This window comes from Kluyvera georgiana ATCC 51603, assembly GCF_001654985.1.
In the GTDB taxonomy this organism is placed as follows: domain Bacteria; phylum Pseudomonadota; class Gammaproteobacteria; order Enterobacterales; family Enterobacteriaceae; genus Kluyvera; species Kluyvera georgiana.
Map to the genome: position 1 here is coordinate 1 of NZ_LXEU01000023.1, position 18,120 is coordinate 18,120.

The window sequence follows — 18,120 nt, forward strand, 5'->3', positions numbered from 1 at the left end:
ACCCTGTAAAGCCGCGCCCTCAGCCCACATCCCTGCGGGCCGCAGGGATTGTTAAGGGGGATGCGGTTATCCCCCTTAACACGTTCACCAGTGAAAAGATGCCATGTTCCACCTGACGCAAAGTGGACGGAACCTTTCACCTTACGGATAGATATCAGGTTTTGTCCTGCGAATTTGTGTGTAAGAGACAGGGACTAAAAAGGGAGAGGGACCGTCCGCATCTGGGAATAACTAAGGCAACATCTGTGTAAATCATCGACAAAAAAAAGCCCTCCAGAGGAGGGCAAGGCCAGTTACAGAAACACTAAACTCAAAATTCTTATGCTTGCATGAACTTACGTTCGGTTGGCAGTTTGGCGATATACAGCGCCGGCTTGCCGTCTTTGTCAGAGCTGAACAGCACCGCGCTGTCGTCCGGGGTAAAGGACGGATGCGGGTGAGTCACCTGACGGCTGTTTTGTACCGTTGCCCACGACGTATCGTGACGGGCAACCGGGAAGTAGGCTTTCTTCGCTACGTCAAACGCGTACAGATACGGATCGTTATCGATGGTATAGCCGCTGGTGTCCTTCACGTCGACCGGGGTACCGGAGCCGTCGCCGACCAGCAGGGTGCCGTCGAAATTACTCATCAGGTGTGAACAGGCCGGCATTTGCATCAACGCTTCGTTGACGTTGGTGTCCGGGTTGAAACGGTAAATGGTACGACCCTGTTTGCCTTTCAGATAAGAAACGTAAACCAGCGCGGAGCCATTCGGAACCCAGAATTCGTGGGTGCAGCTTTCGCCTTCCGCATGTTCTTTAACTTTACGTACGTTGCTGCCGTCTTCGTTGACCATCCACATGCGCGCGTCGACCAGGTCGTGCGGGCCTTCGTGGCAGAATGCGACGGTGTTGTCGTCAAACGGACGGTAGATCGGATGGCCGAGCCAGTTTTTCTCTTCGTGGATCACCGCGCTTTCGCCGGTTTGCAGATCGACGCGCAGCAGGCGGCAGTGCGGGCCTTTATGGAAGAAGTCGTGGAACAGTTTCCAGTCGTTCAGCGGCGTCCAGTCGCTTTTGGCGATTTCAATGCCAACCAGCTTGGTACAGTCGCTGTTGGACACCCAGGTACCGTAGCCAACCCAGTCGTCCGGCACGCGATAGACTTCGCGCTCGGCCAGGGTTTCAAGATTTACTTCCAGCAGAGTGCGGTCGTTCTTAACGTAGTAAAGGGATTTGTCGTCCGGAGACAGGAAACCACCAAAGGTGTTGTCGCCAGCGCCTTCGGTCAGCTGTACGGCTTCGGCGTTCGCCACATCCAGTAAGTAGTAGTTCCAATGGCCATCGAACTCACCAGCAAACAGCAGATGGCTACCATCGTTAAAGAAACACTTCTGATAGAAGTAGTTACGATGACAGGTGACTTCTGGTGGTGTTAAGCGGGTGACCTCCGCGCCGGTGTCCGGGTCGCGGCTGACCTCATAATTCAATTTTACCCGCATGCCTTTAGCCATGGTGCTCTCCTTTTACTGATGCGGTCGCGAGGTGCTATCAACTTCGCTGGCCGATGTGGATGTCATTTTAAAAATTAGGTGTCAATTTATCAAAACACTGTTTCAATGTTTGTGATGGCAGACGCACTTTATACGAAAAATCATCATTTCTGCGACTTTTTTGATAAGCCTTTTCTCCTCCCGTCAAGCGCATCTTTGATTTTGCTCCATCATTCACCTTCTACAGAGTATTTTTCAAAGAAAATGTAACTCGATGAATAATATTGTTTTTTGTTTTTAGCTGAGGGTGGGGAACGGCGTATTCGTGATCCCATTTGCATTTTTGATATTAATTCACAGAAAAAATGAAACGATGTTTTATTTGCAATTGAAAACCCATTTCATCAGGGATAAGATACGTGCATTAACAAAACGGAACGAAGTTTCGTTCTGTAATAGAACATAAGACCACATTTTCCTGGAGGTTCAGGTGGAAGTAAGACAGAGCATTCATAGCGCTCATGCTAAAACGCTGGATACGCAGGGGCTTCGCGAAGAGTTTTTAGTTGAGCAGGTATTTGTCGCCGACGAATACACCATGGTGTACAGCCATATCGATCGCATTATCGTTGGTGGCATCATGCCGGTGGCGAAAACCGTATCGGTTGGCGGCGAAGTGGGCAAGCAGCTTGGCGTGAGTTACTTCCTGGAGCGCCGCGAGCTGGGCGTCATCAACATTGGCGGCGCGGGTACCATCACCGTTGATGGCCAGTGCTACGAAATTGGCCATCGCGACGCGTTATACGTGGGCAAAGGGGCTAAAGAAGTGGTTTTCGCCAGCGTCGACGCGGCGAAACCGGCGAAGTTCTACTACAACTGCGCGCCGGCACACACCACTTACCCGACCAAAAAAGTAACCCCTGCCGATGTGGCACCGGTAACCCTCGGCGATAACCTCACCAGTAACCGCCGTACCATCAATAAATATTTCGTGCCGGACGTACTCGAAACCTGTCAGCTCAGCATGGGCCTGACCGAACTGGCGCCAGGCAACCTGTGGAATACCATGCCGTGCCATACCCACGAGCGCCGCATGGAAGTCTACTTCTATTTCAATATGGATGAAGACAGCTGCGTGTTCCATATGATGGGGCAGCCGCAGGAAACGCGTCATATCGTGATGCACAACGAACAGGCGGTGATTTCGCCGAGCTGGTCGATCCATTCAGGCGTAGGTACCAAAGCGTATACCTTCATCTGGGGGATGGTGGGTGAGAACCAGGTCTTTGATGACATGGATCATGTAGCAGTGAAGGATCTGCGCTAGTCGCGGACAGCATTAGTTCAATGATGCCTGTCCGGTACAGGCGCTAACGATAAGGAATATAAAATGATTTTGGATTCATTCTCTCTGCAGGGCAAAGTTGCCGTTGTTACTGGTTGTGATACCGGTCTGGGTCAAGGTATGGCGCTGGGTCTGGCTGAAGCGGGCTGCGACATTGTGGGTATCAACATTGTTGAACCGACTGAAACCATCGAACGTGTAACCGCGATGGGTCGTCGTTTCCTGAGCCTGACCGCTGACCTGCGTCAGATCGACGGCATCCCGGCGCTGCTGGAGCGTGCGGTGGCGGAATTCGGCCATATCGATATCCTGGTCAACAACGCTGGCCTGATCCGTCGTGAAGACGCGATCGACTTCAGCGAAAAAGACTGGGACGATGTTATGAACCTGAACATCAAGAGCGTGTTCTTTATGTCTCAGGCCGCAGCTAAGCATTTTATCGCGCAGGGCAAAGGCGGCAAAATCATCAACATCGCTTCCATGCTCTCCTTCCAGGGCGGCATCCGCGTTCCGTCTTACACCGCTTCCAAGAGCGGCGTAATGGGCGTAACCCGTCTGATGGCGAACGAGTGGGCGAAACACGGTATCAACGTCAACGCGATTGCACCGGGCTACATGGCGACCAACAACACCCAGCAGCTGCGTGCTGACGAAGAGCGTAGCGCCGCTATCCTCGATCGTATCCCGGCTGGCCGTTGGGGTCTGCCGAGCGACCTGATGGGGCCGATCGTGTTCCTGGCTTCCCCGGCATCTGACTACATCAACGGCTATACCGTTGCCGTAGACGGCGGCTGGCTGGCACGTTAATTTTTAGCCTGCCCAATAAAAAAACCTGCTCCGGCAGGTTTTTTTATGCCTGTGAAAAGCATGAGAAGCATGAGATTTATCCATATTGTAAGGTGCGAATAATCCATGCTGAAATGATGATAATGAAATTATCACCTATGTATACTGCCTCTTATAGAGGCGATGTAACATGATGGGCTTTCATGTGAAAGTTAAATGTCCATCACAAAACGATGTGGCGCAGCAATATTGTCCATGTTAATAACCTTTCCCGCCTGACACTCCTGTTCATCGATCTCTTACTTTCGTTGTATGTCTTACTCTGTCTGGCAGGAAAATATGGCTTCAATCAGTAACGATCCTTCGCTCATGCCGCGTACCCAGCGCGACACCTCAGAGAAGGCGCGTGATGAACTGAACGAAATCCGCGAAAGCCTGAAGCTGAAGCAGGGCGGCTGGGCGTTGTTTAAGGTTAACCGCAACGTGCGCCGCGCGGTGTTCCTCGGCATGCTGTTACAGGCGATGCAGCAGTTCACCGGCATGAATATCATCATGTACTACGCGCCGCGCATCTTTAAAATGGCCGGGTTCACCACCACGGAACAGCAGATGATCGCCACGCTGGTGGTTGGCCTGACCTTTATGTTTGCCACCTTTATCGCCGTGTTCACCGTGGATAAAGCCGGGCGCAAACCGGCGCTGAAAAACGGCTTTAGCGTGATGGCCGTGGGGACGCTGGTGCTGGGCTACTGTCTGATGCAGTTTGATAACGGCACGGCATCAAACGGGCTCTCCTGGCTGTCGGTGGGGATGACGATGATGTGCATCGCCGGTTACGCCATGAGCGCCGCACCGGTGGTGTGGATCCTGTGCTCGGAAATCCAGCCGCTGAAATGCCGCGATTTCGGTATCACCTGTTCCACCACCACCAACTGGGTGTCGAATATGATTATCGGGGCTACCTTCCTGACGCTGCTGGATGCCATCGGCGCGGCGGGTACGTTCTGGCTGTATACCGCGCTGAACGTCGACTTTATCGGTGTGACCTTCTGGCTGATTCCAGAAACCAAAGGGGTGACGCTGGAGCATATTGAACGCAAGCTGATGAAAGGCGAGAAATTGCGGGATATCGGCGTGTGATGCAGAGCCCGGTGGCGCTACGCTTACCGGGCCTACGTTTGACGCACCTTGTAGGCCGGGTAAGGCGCAGCCGCCACCCGGCTTTTTTTACACCTTCGCTAAATACAGCGCTGGCATCCCCTCAGCGTCCGAGGTATATAGCACCCACTTCCCGTCCGGCGAGAACGACGGATGCGGATGCGTCACCTGGCGATCGCCGTCCAGCACCTTCCAGCTGCTGTTGTGCTGACAGATGGCTTTCTTGTCGCCGGTTTTCAGATCGAACACCCAGATAAACGGATCGTTGAGGCTGATATCCCCGGTTTTATGCGGCGCGCCGTCGCCGACGACCAGTGAACCGTCGTGGTTACTCATCAGGTGAGAGCAGGGCGGAATCTCCATCAGCTGGCGATTTTCCAGCGTTGCAGGATCGGCGCTGTACAGATAGCGGTGCGGGCTGTTTTCCTGATGGGCGACGTAATAGAGCGCCGAGCCGTCCGGCACCCAAAATTCATGCGTAAAGCTCTCGCCTGGCTGCTGCTGGCGCACGCAGCGAACGTTACTGCCGTCGTTGTTAATCAACCACATGCGGGCGTCAATCGCATCGCGCGGCCCTTCATGGCAGAACGCAACGGTATTGTCGTCGAACGGGCGGTAAATCGGATGACCGAGCCAGCGTTTTTCCTGCAAAATGGTCCGCTGTTCCCCGGTTTTCAGGTCAATATTAATCAGGCGGCATTCCGGGTTAGTGAAGTAGAAGGCGCGGAACTTTGACCAGTCGGTGAGCGGCTGCCAGTCGCTTTTCTTAATCTCAATGCCGACAAGCTGCGTGCAGTCGGAGTTGGCGACCCAGGTGCCGTAGGCCACCCATTGGTCATCCACTTCGTACACCACATGTTCTTCCAGCGTCGTGAGATCCACGCGACGCAGTTGGCGGGTATCTTTGACGTACCATAATGACTGGTCGTCGTCGGAAAGAAATCCGCCGAAGGTGTTATCGCCTGCGCCGTCGGTCAGCTGGGTTGCCTGTTGGGCGGCAATATCCAGTAAGTAATAGTTCCAGTGCCCCTCGAACGCGCCGCCAAAAATCAGCTTGCTCCCATCGCGGGTAAAGCATTTTTGGTAGAAGTAGTTCCGGTGGCAAATAATGTGTGGTGGCGTCATCCGGATCACCTCGTGACCGGTTTCGCTGTCCTTCTGATGGCGGAAATTCAGCGGGATGATTTTGCCTTTCATGTCCTTTCTCCTTGAATAAAAAAATACCCCGCAACCGAAGTTGCAGGGTATTAACACATGATGGCGCGATTAGCGCATAGCGCGTTTCAGGATACGTTCACCCTGGCGCTGGAAGTCGGCTGCCGCGTCTTCAACCGATTTCTGACCATAGTCGATGTACTGCAGAGTGGTACCGAACTGGGCCACGATCTGCGGATCGTCGAAGTACGGAGACACGCTCAGTTTCGCCGGCAGAGACTGTGCCAGACGCAGGCCAGCAACGGACGGATCGCTCTCTTTCAGGATGCCGTCTTCGGTCAGGTATTTCACCGCAACCTTGCTCAGCGGCACGCCACGCTCCAGGCCCAGCGTATCCACGCCTTCTTTGCTGTTCAGCAGGAAGTTGATCACTTTCGCTGCCGCTTCCGGGTTCTTAGTCGACTTACCGATAGACAGCATCTGCGCCGGTTTGAAGAACAGACCCGCGTCGGTGGCGCCCGGCAGCATTGGGTAGCTACCCAGCTCCAGCTTCGCTGGCGGCTTCAGGTTGTCAGAGTATTTGTTAATGGTGGAGTTCCACATGTAGGTACCGCCCCACTCACCCTGAATCCACGGCTTCATCTCATACATGTTGCTCTTACCAAATGACGCATAGTATTTGGTGTCCGGCATCACGTGGCTATCGACCAGCTTTTTATACATCTGGAAGAACTCAACCCACTGCTCTTTGGTGTAGGAGAATTTCTTCGCCTTTTCATCAATCGCCGGGATGTTGTACTTCTGAATCATGTAAGAGTTCAGCAGCGCCAGGGTATCCTGGTGCTCCAGTACCACCGGGTAGTACTGTTTACCCAGCTTGCTTTCAAAGGTTTTACCCGCAGCCATCAGGTCGTCCCAGGTTTTCGGGTATTCAACGCCAGCCTGTTTCCAGGTTTCGTCGTTGAAGTAGAACACGCGCGCGGTGACGGAGATTGGGATCCCGTTCAGCTTGCCGTTGACGGTGGTGGACTGCAGCTCTTTGGCATCAAACTGGCTTAAGTCGATCACGTCCTTCATTTTGTTCAGGTCGTAGAAGCCGTCGCCGTTTTTGGAGAAGATCGGCAGCCAGTTCCAGTTAGTCTGCATCACGTCCGGCTCGGTACCGCCAGCGATCTGGGTGGTCAGACGGGATAAGTGTCCGTCCCAGCCGGTGTATTCCGCTTTTACGTTAATGTCCGGGTTCTGCTTGTGGAACTCTTCCAGCGCCTTCAGTGTGACCTGGTGACGGCCATTGCCGCCCCACCAGGACATACGAAGGTCAACATCCTTAGCCATAGACGGCAGGGCGGTAAGGCCCAGAGTGGCGGAGATTGCTGCGCTTAAAAGCACTTTTTTCATTTTAATACTCCAGATTAGAGGGAGAGGTTCTGTTCAGTTTTAGCGTCAAAAATATGGCATTTATTCATGTCAAACTTAAAGTACACCTTGCGATGAAGCCCCTTATCAATCATTGGCTTAGCTTCATCTGAAGGGATGCGTGCCGTCAGCTCGTAGTTCGCGACTTTCAGGTAAACGAAGAACTCGTGCCCCATGTTTTCCACGCGGACCATCTCACCGCTGCAGCCGCCTTCAGCGAACGGCTCGTCGGACAGGGAGACGAATTCCGGACGAATACCGTAGAACACTTCCTGATTTTCTTGCGCCGTCAGCTTGTTGTGCAGATCTTCGCTCAGCGGCATAAACTCATCGCCGATGCTCAGGTTCAGTCGACCCTCTTTGCTCACCAGTTTACTGGCGCGGATGTTCATTTCCGGCGCGCCGATAAAGCCTGCAACGAACATGTTTTTCGGTTTGTGGTACAGATTGTCCGGGGTGTCTACCTGCATGATGTGGCCGAGCTTCATCACGCAGATACGGTCGCCCATGGTCATCGCTTCGGTCTGATCGTGGGTAACGTAAACGGTGGTTGCCGGCTTGCCGGATTTCTTCAGCTGCTTGTGCAGGTCGGAAATACGGATACGCATGGAGGCACGCAGCTTGGCATCCAGGTTCGACAGCGGTTCATCGAACAGGAACACGTCCGGCTTTTTCACAATCGCGCGGCCTACGGCCACACGCTGTGCCTGACCACCGGAGAGCTGACGCGGCAGACGGTCCAGCAGCTCTTCCAGTTCGAGGATTTTCGCCGCTTCGTTTACCTGGGCGTCGATCTGATCTTTCGGCATTTTGCTCAGCTTCAGGCCAAACGCCAGGTTCTCACGTACGGTCATGTGCGGATACAGCGCATAGTTCTGGAACACCATCGCAATCCCACGCTCTTTCGGCGCGAGGTTGTTGACGATCTTCTCACCGATGCGGACTTCGCCGCCGCTGATGGTTTCCAGGCCAGCCAGCATACGCAGGGTGGTGGATTTGGCGCAGCCGGACGGACCGACGATAACCATAAACTCACCTTCTGCGATTTTCAGGTCGATACCATGTACCGCTTTGAAGCCGTTGGAGTACACTTTTTCCAGTTTGTTGAAAATAACTTCAGCCATGATATATCCCTCTTAACCTTTAATTCCGCTGCTGGTAACGCCCTGTACGAAGTAGCGCTGCGCCAGGAAGAACACAATGATGGATGGCAGAATGGAGATGCTCGCCATTGCCAGAATTTCGTTCCACGGCGCCCCTTCGGTGACGTCGATGGACATTTTCAGTGCCAGTGCAATCGGGTACTTATCAACGCTATAGACGTAGATCAGCGGGCCGATAAAGTCGTTCATGGACCACATGAACTGGAACAGGGCGACGGAGATAATCGCCGGCTTCAGAATCGGTACCACCACATACCACAGCACCTGAATGGAGTTACAGCCGTCAATCTGCGCTGCTTCTTCCATATCACGCGGTACGCCGCGCAGGAACTGAATCAGCATGAAGACGAAGAACCCTTGCGTGGCGAAGGCCAGCGGCAGGTACAGCGGCATATAGCTGTTCAGCATGCCCATTTCACGGAACATCAGGTACTGAGGAATCAGCAGTACGGTGCTCGGCAGCAGCATGGTGGTGATGAGCGTCGCGAACCAAAACTTCTTCCATGGAATCTCGAAGCGGGCAAAGCCGTACGCCACGATAGTGGAGGAGATAATGGTCAGAATCACTTTCGGGATCACATACTTGAAGGTGTTCAGCATGTAATGACCGAAGGTGTACTCGGTACCGGTTTTCCAGCCGTTAATAAAGCCGTCCCAGGTGGCGTGTGCCGGCCACAGGCTCAGCGTGGTGAAGATCTCGTGGTTCGGTTTGAACGATGCCGAGAACATCCACGCCAGCGGGTAGAGCATTAACAGACCGACAATCAGCAGGATGGTGTAGCGAACCCATGCGTTGATCTTCTCACGGCGAAGGGTGCGGGCAACCTCACGTTCAGCGATGCTTCTTGCGTCGGAGATTTGTTGAATATCAGCCATTTTTGCCTCCCTTATCGGCGGAGTAGAACACCCAGTATTTTGAAGACTTAAAGGCAATGGCAGCGAAGACTGCTACAACCAGGAACAGAACCCATGCCAGCGCCGCGCCGTAACCCATGTCGAAGTACTTGAACGCTGTGTCGTAGATGTACAGCGAGAACAGGTACGTTGAGTAGGTTGGGCCACCGCCGGTGATGACGTACGGTCCGGTAAACTCCTGGAATGCCTGAGTGGTCTGCATGATGAAGTTGAAGAAGATAACCGGCGTAATCAGCGGCACGGTCACTTTCATAAACATCTGCCATTTAGAGGCGCCATCGATCATCGCCGCTTCGTACTGAGACTGCGGAACGTTTTGCAGGGCCGCCAGGAAGATAACCATCGCGGAGCCGAACTGCCATACGCGCAGCAGAGTTACGGACATCAGCGCCAGAGACGGTTCGCCCAGCCAGTTGACCGGATCGAAACCGAATACGCCGATAAAGCTATTCAGCAGGCCGTCGATGGCGAACAGCGCGCGCCAAAGTACCGCGATAGCCACGGAGCTACCGAGGATAGACGGGATATAGTAAGCGGTACGGAAGAAGCCGATTCCGCGTAATTTAAAGTTAAGAACAAACGCAATCCCTAAAGCAAATGCCAGTTTTAATGGGATTGTCAAAAATACGTAGGCAAAAGTTACGCCCATGGATTTCCAGAAGAGCGCATCTTCAGTAAACATGTAGCGATAGTTTTCGATGCCGTTAAACACCGGCGGACTCATCAAGTCATACTCAGTAAAACTGAGGAAGAAAGATGAAACGAACGGGAAGGCCGTGAAGATTATCAACCCGATTATATAGGGTGAAATCCACGCCAAACCCAGCATTCTGTTTTCATTCATACATACCTACCTGGCGAACAAGTGTGTCAAACGGATTGGGTGTTGGTTACATCCCTCGCGCCTGCTGGCGCCAGAGCGTTTAAAGCGTTAACTTGGTGTCGGTCATGCAGCCTTTCCCTGTAAGTGAATGTAATGCAATAAAAATTAACTTCGTCCATTGTTCGGTGTTGTTGCGTTTCAAAATCTCATGCTTTGCGACAATCATTTTATAAAACACCGTTTTAAATTTATTTTATTGCGATTTGTTTCTACGTCATGCGATTAATCGTGAAAATGTGATCGGAGTCGAAACGATGTTTCATTATAGTGACGGCGATGGCGTTTTTGTCCCTCAGCCAGCACCATTCGGGGCTTCTGGTATGGAAGTTGACAGCCGAAATATCTATTAAGCGTGATATAATTGATTGTTAAAATGATTAAGGCGCTAATCTTTGTTGAGGGTGAAAAATATAAAGCCTCAGCGAAAAAGATGAGGCTTTGATCACAATAAAAGGCTTATTCTGGAAACATCCAGAATGTATACGTTGTATGACCCGTCAGTTATTTGTCGGAATCATCACAATACCGATTGGCGTTAAATTTGTGCAATGGCGCATCAAATCGCCCGGCGAGACAAACATATTTTGGTTGGTCCGCAGCGCAGCCAGCGCATCGAAGCGCCCGACGGTGGTATCAAGGCCTAACAGCGACGCGTGCGCCTGGGCAAAATAGAAAATGGCTTCCGCCAGCGCATCGGTCATGGCGGGTGTCGGTTGCGTGTTATTGTCCATAAAGGCGTGGTGCAGAGCTTCGCACAGCGCTTCATCGCTGGCGGTTTCCGGCGCGGCGTTCATATCATATTGATTAAAGGTCACCTGGCGCTGCTTCATCCAGTCGGCGGCTTTATCGAGCAGCGTTTCGCCTATGGCCGAATCCAGCTGCGTGGCATGACGGAACTGCAGGCGGAAGGCGCTTCCGGCATCTTCAAAGCATTGGGCGACGAACTGTGAACAGACCATCGGATGCTTACCGGGCGTCTGCTGTTGCTGAATAAACTGAGTTATCGTCGCGGTCAGCTTTTTCAGTATGCGAATAATCACCTGCTGTTTTTGGCTGGTTATCGAGAATTTTTTATACATCAACAACAAACCAACCATATACAGCCCGGCATGGTCATAGGGTTCCTGATTATTCAGGTGCTGGCGCGCCGCCTGAGTGACAGGCCTGAGCGGCGATGCTGTTGTGTGGCGATAAACATGAATGGTGCGGCCCTTAAAACGCTTTTCAGCAGGGTTGGTGGTTACCTGTGGCGGCGTTTCTTCCACGATGGTGGGCGGGCAGGTCTCAAAATACATCGCGGCGTGACTGACCGGGGCATCGGTCAAAAAGGTAATCGCCCAGGAAATAAAACTTTTCTTTTCTGGTGAGAAGAGCAGCACATCCGCTGGGTGAAGATCGTTAAGTGAGAGTACTTTCATAAAATTCCCTTTTCATTTCCTGACCAGTGACGGCAGATACGCACTAGCATAACGCGCCTTATTTTTCGGCGACTGTGATGGAAATCGACGTTAGATCTCAGCGGAATGCGTGAAAATTCGTGCGGAATCTGAAAAGCGGGAAGGGGAAAGGGGCTATAAAGAATCGCCGCCTTTCGTGATGAAAAGCGGCTGATGTGTCGGCACTTATGCTTTCAGGAAATCCTGACGCACCGGAGTGAAGGTATCGAGCAGGGTGCCGGCTTTCAGGCACACGCAGCCGTGCATGATATTCGGCTGTTTGTACAGCGTATCGCCTGCGGTAACTACGTGCTTCTCATCGCCGATGGTAAATTCAAACTCACCGGACAGCACGTAGGTCAGCTGCTCGTGCGGGTGGTTGTGCATTGGGCCAATCGCGCCCTGTTCGAAGTTGACTTCAACCGCCATCATCTTGCCATCGTGCGCGAGAATGCGGCGGGTTACGCCATTGCCCAGATCTTCAAGCGTGGTTTCTTTATGGAAAATAAACATCCGGCTGTCCTGTTTTATGTTGAAACGGTGTTTCATTAAAATTATATCAGAAACGATCAAAAAGAAAACGCGAGCCGCAGATGTGGAAAGTTGATCACAACTTTGCTTCACTGGCTGGACGACAACGAACAAGGAACCACGATGAAAACGATCGGTTTGTTAGGCGGTATGAGCTGGGAGTCGACCATTCCCTACTATCGCCTGATTAATGAAGGGGTAAAGCAGCGTCTTGGCGGTTTGCATTCGGCGCAGATCTTACTGCACAGCGTGGATTTCCACGAGATTGAACTGTGTCAGTCACAGGGCGACTGGCCGCGTGCGGGCGAGATCCTCGCTCAGGCCGCGCGGGGCCTTCAGCAGGCGGGGGCGGAAGGTATCGTGCTGTGCACTAACACCATGCACAAAGTGGCCGAAGCGATTGAAACCGCCTGCGACGTGCCGTTCCTGCATATAGCCGACGCCACGGGCCGTGCGATTCAAAAACAACAGATGAACAATGTCGCGCTACTCGGCACGCGTTACACCATGGAACAGGATTTCTACCGCGGACGTTTGCAGACGGAATTTGCGATCGATACGCCGATCCCGCAAGCGGACGAGCGGCAGAAGATCAATCAGATCATTTTTGACGAGCTCTGTCTCGGTGAATTCAGCGAGGCCTCCCGCGACTATTACCTGGGCGTGATAGCGGCGCTGGCGAAGCAGGGCGCACAAGGGGTGATCTTTGGCTGCACCGAGATTGGCCTGCTGGTGCCCGCTGAACTGAGCCCGCTACCGGTGTTTGATACGGCGGCGATTCATGCCGAAGACGCAGTGGCGTTTATGCTCTCTTAATTTCGCTAAGCACCGCCTCCAGCGGGTCGGTAATGCGTGAGAGATGCGCCTGAAGATGGGCAGTAAACGTCTCCAGCAGCGCCGAGGCCGGGCGGTGCAGCGGGCGAATCAGACTGACGGTGAACGGCACGTCGACGCTAAAGCGGCGAATGGCAACGCCGCTGTTGACGTAGTCCAGCGCCGTTAGCGGGTTCACCACCGAAAGGCCGACGCCGGCTTTGACCATCGCACAGATGGACGCGGCGCTGTGCGTTTCGACCACCATGCGCCGCTTCACCTGATGCTCATTAAACAGCGCGTCCAGCAGTTGGCGATAGCTGTCGGTGCGCGACAGGCTGATGTAGTTCTCGCCCTGAAAATCGGCGGGCGTTAGCACCGCTTTCGCAGCCAGCGGGTGTGCCTGCGGCAAAACGCACACTTCGTTGAGCGTGAGCAGCGGCGTGCGCTCGGTGCCGGCGGGCGTGTGCAGCGTCTCCGTCAGGCCCAGATCGTGGCGCTGCGCCGACAGCCACTCTTCCAGCAGCGGCGACTCCTGCGGCACGATTTGAATATTGACCTGCGGGTAGCGCGCGAGGAACGGCTGGAGCAGCGGCGGTAAAAAAGATTGTGAGAACACCGGCAGGCAGACAATCGACAGCTCGCCCTGACGAAATTCGCGCAGGCTTTCGGCGGCGCTGACGATACGGTCCAGCCCATACCAGGATCGCTGCACTTCTTCAAACAGCCGCAGCCCTTGCACCGTCGGGTGCAAACGCCCTCGGCTGCGTTCAAACAGCTTTAAGCCGAGAACCTGCTCAAAGCGTGCCAGCTCGCGGCTGACGGTCGGCTGCGAGGTGTGCAGCATTCGCGCGGCTTCCGTCAGATTTCCTGCCGTCATAATGGCATGAAAGATTTCAATATGGCGCAGGTTTACGGCTGGCATCGGCGATCCTCACAGGTCTGTACTCCATATCATTTTTGCATAGACTCGCGATAAAACGATATTTTTTATTCTCTTTCGCCTGTGGCGTAATCATAAAAAAGATAATTACCGGAGTCCGCTATGCCACGCCCGCTCAACAATACTGAAACCGACCTCACCGCCGACAACCTGCTGCGCCTGCCTGCCGAATTTGGCTGCCCGGTGTGGGTGTACGATGCGCAAATCATTCGCGCGCAGATTGCCAAACTGAATCAGTTTGATGTGGTGCGTTTTGCCCAGAAGGCGTGCTCGAATATTCATATTCTGCGTCTGATGCGCGAGCAGGGCGTGAAGGTGGACTCCGTCTCCCTCGGCGAGATTGAACGCGCGCTGGCCGCAGGCTATGAGCCGGGCGAAGGGCGTGACGATATCGTTTTTACCGCCGATATGATTGATGAGGCCACGTTGGCCCGCGTGCACGAGTTACGCATTCCGGTGAATGCCGGGTCAGTCGATATGCTGGAGCAGCTTGGCAGCATCTCCCCGGGGCATCGCGTGTGGCTGCGCGTTAACCCAGGTTTTGGCCATGGCCACAGTCAGAAAACCAACACCGGCGGCGAAAACAGCAAACATGGCATCTGGTACAGCGATCTACCGGCGGCGCTGGCGGTGATCCAGCGTTATCAGCTGAAGCTGGTGGGTATTCACATGCATATCGGATCTGGCGTCGATTATGGCCATCTGGAGCAGGTGTGCGGCGCGATGGTGCGTCAGGTGGTGGAGTTTGGTCAGGATCTGGAAGCGATCTCCGCGGGTGGCGGGCTGTCGATCCCGTATCGCAAGGGCGAGGAGGCGATCGACACCGATCACTACTTTGGCCTGTGGGATGCCGCGCGTCAGCAAATCGCGCAACACCTGGGCCACCCGGTGAAGCTTGAGATCGAACCAGGGCGTTTCCTGGTGGCGGAATCCGGCGTGCTGGTGGCGCAGGTGCGCAGCGTAAAAGCGATGGGCAGCCGTCACTTTGTACTGATTGACGCGGGCTTCAACGATCTGATGCGTCCGGCGATGTACGGCAGCTATCACCATATTTCCGCGCTGGCGGGCGATGGTCGTGCGCTGGAAAACGCCCCGCAGATTGAAACCGTGGTGGCGGGTCCGCTGTGTGAATCCGGCGATGTCTTCACCCAGCAGGAAGGGGGCAAAGTGGAAACTCGCCTGCTGCCTGCGGTCGTCCCGGGCGATTATCTGGTGCTGCACGATACCGGTGCTTACGGCGCGTCGATGTCATCAAACTACAACAGCCGACCGCTGCTGCCGGAAGTGCTGTTTGATAACGGCGTGGCGCGCTTGATTCGTCGTCGTCAGACGATTGAAGAGCTGCTGGCGCTGGAGCTTATCTGAGGGAACGCCCGATGGCGTTGCGCTTATCGGGCCTACGGGGATGTAGGCCCGATAAGGCGCTTGCGCCGCCATCCGGCACGTTATTTGTAATACGGTCCCGTCGTGACTGAATCGCGCAATACCAGCGTGCCGGTGAACGGCGGAATGGTTTCAATCTCTTCGCCCGCGGCCAGCTTAATGGCCTGGTCAATGGCGGTGACGATCATGTTGTCGATCGGCAGGTATACCGTCGACAGCCCCGGCTCCAGCCATTTGGCGCTAGGCGCATCATCAAAACCAAACAGCGAAATGTCCTGAGGAATATGTAGCCCCGCCTGATGCAGCGCCTTCGACGCGCCCAGCGCCATGTCATCGTTACAGGCAAACAGCGCGCTGAACTTCACTTTCTCTTCCAGCAGCGCGTTGCACATGTCATAGCCGCAGTTCATGGTGGAATCACCATGCTTCACTTTTGCCGGATCCCATTTTATGCCGTTTTGTTCCAGCGCCCGACGATAGCCCTGCAAACGCGCTTTACCGGTTGGCGTATGAATAGGAACGGTAATACAGGCGATGTCCCGGTGCCCTTGAGAAATCAGATACTCTACCGCCTGGAATGCGGCATCCTGCTGTTCGAAGAAGACGCAGCGATCGCGTGCCTGGCTGACGTCGCGGTTAATGACGACCAGCGGCATCGGCGTGCTGTTCACCAGCGACATGATCGCTTTTTCGCTCATATGGCGGGTGTAGAGCACGATGGCGTCGCACTGGCGGTCGGCCAGCATCTGCACCGCCTGCTCTTCACGCTCGGGCGTATCGTGGCCATCGGTCACAATCAGCTGTTTACCCCAGGCTTCCGTCTGACGGGAGGCTTGCTGTAACAAACGACCAAAGTAGAAGCCGTCGAAGGTAGAGACAACGAGGCCAATGCTGTTGCTGGTGCGATTGGCCAACGAGCGCGCCAGAAAGTTGGGCCGATAGCCTAACTCCTCCATCGCTTTAAACACCTGTTTACGGGTGCTCTCTTTGACCTGACCGGTACCATTCAGCACACGGGAGACCGTTGCTTTCGACACGCCAGCGCGTATTGAGACATCCAGCATTGTTGCCATTGTTAATCCCTGAAACTCCGTGATGACCCGCAGTTTATCACAGACATTCACCACTCATACGAACTCTACAGCGGATAAAAAACCTATCGCGATCACGCTTTTGCAGTTAATCGCGCTAAGAACCGCGCCCCTGACATGCGGTATGCCAATAATGGTGTTTATTTCAGTTTGGAATACCAAAATGGAGGTTGGGAGCTTAATCACAGAACTTTTCATTGAAAATGATTATTTTTGGTATACCAAAAGGTGTTTGGCTGTACACCGGATGCGCGATAAAGCCCTTAAATTTGAGGTACTTTCTTATGGCATTGCAGGACAAACTGATTGATTCGTTGGGGAGTTTCGCCACGAAATTCAATAGCTATCGCTACATCATGGCGATCAAACACGCCTTTATTACGTTGATGCCGGTGATCATCGTTGGCGCTTTCTCCGTACTGATCTCCAACATGGTGCTGGATCCGAAAAATGGTCTCGCCAGCTTCCAGTCGCTGTCGTTCCTGGCGTCTCTCAAACCGATTACCAGCGCCATCAACTACGCCACGCTAAACTTCCTCAACATCGGCGCCGTGTTCCTGATCGGCATTGAGCTGGGAAGGATCAACGGTATTAAGACGCTGTTCCCCGGCCTGCTGGCGGTGATCTGCTTTATCTGCGTCACGCCGACCACCGTACAGATGATGGTCGACGGGCAGATGCACGAAGTTAAAGATGTGCTGCTGCGTCAGTTCTCTGATACCCGCAGCCTGTTCCTCGGCATGTTTATCGCCATTCTGTCGGTCGAGATCTACTGCTGGCTGGAAACGCGTAACGGGCTGAAGATCAAAATGCCGGACACCGTGCCGCCGAACGTCGCCGCGTCGTTTTCTGCACTGATCCCGGCGATCATTACCGTCACCGCGATCGCCACCTTCGGCTTTATCTTCCATCAATTGACCGGCATGTACCTCTACGACGCGGTTTATCAGGTGGTGCAGCAGCCGCTGGAGCGGGTGATGCAGAGCCTGCCGGGGATCCTGCTGCTGATGTTCGTGGCGCAGATCTTCTGGGTGATCGGCATTCACGGTAACCAGATGATCAAACCCATCCGCGAACCGCTGCTGCTGGGGGCGATTACCGTCAACATGAGCGCCTTCGAGCAGGGTAAAGAGGTGCCGAATATTATTACGATGCCGTTCTGGGACGTGTATATGAGCATCGGCGGCTCCGGGCTGACCATCGGGCTGCTGATCGCGGTGATGATTGCCACCAAGCGTAAAGAGATGAAAGAGATCGCCAAGCTGTCGATTGGCCCGGGGATCTTCAACATCAACGAGCCGGTGATCTTCGGTATGCCGATCATGCTTAACCCGATCCTGGCGATTCCCTTCATTATCACCCCGCTGGTGACCGGCAGTATCGGCTATTTCGCCACCGTCACCGGGTTTGCCGGTAAAGCGGTGGTGATGGTGCCGTGGACCACGCCGCCGCTGATCAACGCCTGGCTCTCCACCGCTGGCTCGATGGGAGCGGTGGTGACGCAGCTGATTTGTATCGTCGTGGCGGTGCTGATTTACCTGCCGTTCGTTAAAATTGCCTCCCGACGCGCCGAGATTTCCGAGCGCCTGGCGGCAAAATCCCCGGCTACCGATAACTTCTGAGGACGC

General features: G+C 54.0%; 16 protein-coding genes and 1 pseudogene. 7 read left to right on the forward strand and 10 right to left on the reverse strand.

The window, feature by feature from the left end; all coding sequences use genetic code 11:
• Nucleotides 1-319: 319 nt before the first annotated feature.
• Nucleotides 320-1,495: an oligogalacturonate lyase family protein gene (locus M989_RS04925; protein ID WP_064542904.1), complete on the reverse strand. Its 1,176-nt coding sequence runs from the start codon at nt 1,493-1,495 to the stop codon at nt 320-322.
• 469 nt (nt 1,496-1,964) lie between these two features.
• Here M989_RS04925 and kduI point away from each other — a divergent pair, with 469 nt between their 5' ends.
• The 3 genes and pseudogenes from kduI to araE form a co-directional block, all read left to right on the forward strand.
• On the forward strand, nt 1,965-2,801 hold the full coding sequence (gene kduI / locus M989_RS04930; protein ID WP_064542907.1) for a 5-dehydro-4-deoxy-D-glucuronate isomerase: 837 nt from the start codon (nt 1,965-1,967) through the stop codon (nt 2,799-2,801).
• Nucleotides 2,802-2,864: 63 nt separating this feature from the next.
• Nucleotides 2,865-3,626: a 2-dehydro-3-deoxy-D-gluconate 5-dehydrogenase KduD gene (gene kduD, locus M989_RS04935; protein ID WP_064542911.1), complete on the forward strand. Its 762-nt coding sequence runs from the start codon at nt 2,865-2,867 to the stop codon at nt 3,624-3,626.
• A gap of 354 nt (nt 3,627-3,980) precedes the next feature.
• Nucleotides 3,981-4,745: pseudogene (gene araE / locus M989_RS04940) on the forward strand (arabinose-proton symporter AraE); the annotation flags it as partial.
• Between the two features lie 87 nt (nt 4,746-4,832).
• Here araE and M989_RS04945 read toward each other — a convergent pair.
• From M989_RS04945 to M989_RS04975, 7 genes are all read right to left on the reverse strand, one after another.
• Entirely contained in the window at nt 4,833-5,960 is a 1,128-nt protein-coding gene (locus M989_RS04945) for an oligogalacturonate lyase family protein (RefSeq protein WP_064542914.1), read from the reverse strand.
• Between the two features lie 69 nt (nt 5,961-6,029).
• Nucleotides 6,030-7,316 carry an ABC transporter substrate-binding protein gene (locus M989_RS04950; protein WP_064542917.1) on the reverse strand — a complete coding sequence of 429 codons (1,287 nt, stop codon included), beginning with the start codon at nt 7,314-7,316 and terminating at the stop codon, nt 6,030-6,032.
• A gap of 14 nt (nt 7,317-7,330) precedes the next feature.
• On the reverse strand, nt 7,331-8,458 hold the full coding sequence (locus M989_RS04955) for an ABC transporter ATP-binding protein (RefSeq protein ID WP_064542921.1): 1,128 nt from the start codon (nt 8,456-8,458) through the stop codon (nt 7,331-7,333).
• 12 nt (nt 8,459-8,470) lie between these two features.
• Entirely contained in the window at nt 8,471-9,373 is a 903-nt protein-coding gene (locus tag M989_RS04960) for a carbohydrate ABC transporter permease (RefSeq protein ID WP_064542924.1), read from the reverse strand.
• Entirely contained in the window at nt 9,366-10,256 is an 891-nt protein-coding gene (locus M989_RS04965) for a carbohydrate ABC transporter permease (RefSeq protein ID WP_064542927.1), read from the reverse strand. Before M989_RS04965 ends, M989_RS04960 begins: the two co-directional genes overlap by 8 nt.
• Before the next feature lie 536 nt (nt 10,257-10,792).
• Nucleotides 10,793-11,713 (reverse strand): hypothetical protein, encoded by a 921-nt coding sequence (locus M989_RS04970; protein WP_064542930.1) that lies wholly within the window; start codon nt 11,711-11,713, stop codon nt 10,793-10,795.
• A gap of 204 nt (nt 11,714-11,917) precedes the next feature.
• A complete protein-coding gene (locus M989_RS04975) occupies nt 11,918-12,244 on the reverse strand; it encodes a cupin domain-containing protein (RefSeq protein WP_064542933.1) in 327 nt (108 codons plus the stop codon).
• A 141-nt stretch (nt 12,245-12,385) separates the two neighbouring features.
• On the opposite strand from M989_RS04975, the gene M989_RS04980 reads away from it, so the two are divergent.
• Entirely contained in the window at nt 12,386-13,078 is a 693-nt protein-coding gene (locus M989_RS04980; RefSeq protein ID WP_064542936.1) for an aspartate/glutamate racemase, read from the forward strand.
• Here the strand turns inward: M989_RS04980 and M989_RS04985 are convergent.
• Nucleotides 13,065-14,000 carry a LysR family transcriptional regulator gene (locus M989_RS04985; protein ID WP_064542938.1) on the reverse strand — a complete coding sequence of 312 codons (936 nt, stop codon included), beginning with the start codon at nt 13,998-14,000 and terminating at the stop codon, nt 13,065-13,067. The genes M989_RS04980 and M989_RS04985 overlap by 14 nt on opposite strands.
• 120 nt (nt 14,001-14,120) lie before the next feature.
• Here M989_RS04985 and lysA point away from each other — a divergent pair, with 120 nt between their 5' ends.
• Nucleotides 14,121-15,383, forward strand: coding sequence for a diaminopimelate decarboxylase (gene lysA / locus M989_RS04990; RefSeq protein ID WP_064542941.1), 1,263 nt, complete (start codon nt 14,121-14,123; stop codon nt 15,381-15,383).
• Between the two features lie 80 nt (nt 15,384-15,463).
• Here the strand turns inward: lysA and M989_RS04995 are convergent, their stop codons facing one another.
• Complete coding sequence (locus M989_RS04995; protein ID WP_064542944.1) at nt 15,464-16,474, reverse strand: LacI family DNA-binding transcriptional regulator; 1,011 nt, start codon at nt 16,472-16,474, stop codon at nt 15,464-15,466.
• Nucleotides 16,475-16,496: 22 nt separating this feature from the next.
• Between M989_RS04995 and M989_RS05000 the strand changes: the two genes are divergently transcribed.
• Nucleotides 16,497-16,802 carry a hypothetical protein gene (locus tag M989_RS05000; RefSeq protein ID WP_064542947.1) on the forward strand — a complete coding sequence of 102 codons (306 nt, stop codon included), beginning with the start codon at nt 16,497-16,499 and terminating at the stop codon, nt 16,800-16,802.
• The gene (locus M989_RS05005; protein WP_064542950.1) at nt 16,777-18,114 is read left to right on the forward strand and encodes a PTS sugar transporter subunit IIC; all 1,338 of its coding nucleotides are present in this window, start codon (nt 16,777-16,779) and stop codon (nt 18,112-18,114) included. Before M989_RS05000 ends, M989_RS05005 begins: the two co-directional genes overlap by 26 nt.
• Nucleotides 18,115-18,120 lie beyond the last annotated feature (6 nt).

Excerpts from the sequence above, each read along its gene's own strand:
- M989_RS04925 (WP_064542904.1), bottom strand. The coding sequence starts at position 1,495 with ATGGCTAAAGGCATGCGGGTAAAATTGAATTATGAGGTCAGCCGCGAC.
- kduD (WP_064542911.1), top strand. The coding sequence starts at position 2,865 with ATGATTTTGGATTCATTCTCTCTGCAGGGCAAAGTTGCCGTTGTTACT.
- M989_RS04945 (WP_064542914.1), bottom strand. The coding sequence starts at position 5,960 with ATGAAAGGCAAAATCATCCCGCTGAATTTCCGCCATCAGAAGGACAGC.
- M989_RS04950 (WP_064542917.1), bottom strand. The coding sequence starts at position 7,316 with ATGAAAAAAGTGCTTTTAAGCGCAGCAATCTCCGCCACTCTGGGCCTT.
- M989_RS04955 (WP_064542921.1), bottom strand. The coding sequence starts at position 8,458 with ATGGCTGAAGTTATTTTCAACAAACTGGAAAAAGTGTACTCCAACGGC.
- M989_RS04960 (WP_064542924.1), bottom strand. The coding sequence starts at position 9,373 with ATGGCTGATATTCAACAAATCTCCGACGCAAGAAGCATCGCTGAACGT.
- M989_RS04965 (WP_064542927.1), bottom strand. The coding sequence starts at position 10,256 with ATGAATGAAAACAGAATGCTGGGTTTGGCGTGGATTTCACCCTATATA.
- M989_RS04970 (WP_064542930.1), bottom strand. The coding sequence starts at position 11,713 with ATGAAAGTACTCTCACTTAACGATCTTCACCCAGCGGATGTGCTGCTC.
- M989_RS04975 (WP_064542933.1), bottom strand. The coding sequence starts at position 12,244 with ATGTTTATTTTCCATAAAGAAACCACGCTTGAAGATCTGGGCAATGGC.
- M989_RS04980 (WP_064542936.1), top strand. The coding sequence starts at position 12,386 with ATGAAAACGATCGGTTTGTTAGGCGGTATGAGCTGGGAGTCGACCATT.
- M989_RS04985 (WP_064542938.1), bottom strand. The coding sequence starts at position 14,000 with ATGCCAGCCGTAAACCTGCGCCATATTGAAATCTTTCATGCCATTATG.
- lysA (WP_064542941.1), top strand. The coding sequence starts at position 14,121 with ATGCCACGCCCGCTCAACAATACTGAAACCGACCTCACCGCCGACAAC.
- M989_RS04995 (WP_064542944.1), bottom strand. The coding sequence starts at position 16,474 with ATGGCAACAATGCTGGATGTCTCAATACGCGCTGGCGTGTCGAAAGCA.
- M989_RS05000 (WP_064542947.1), top strand. The coding sequence starts at position 16,497 with ATGACCCGCAGTTTATCACAGACATTCACCACTCATACGAACTCTACA.
- M989_RS05005 (WP_064542950.1), top strand. The coding sequence starts at position 16,777 with ATGGCATTGCAGGACAAACTGATTGATTCGTTGGGGAGTTTCGCCACG.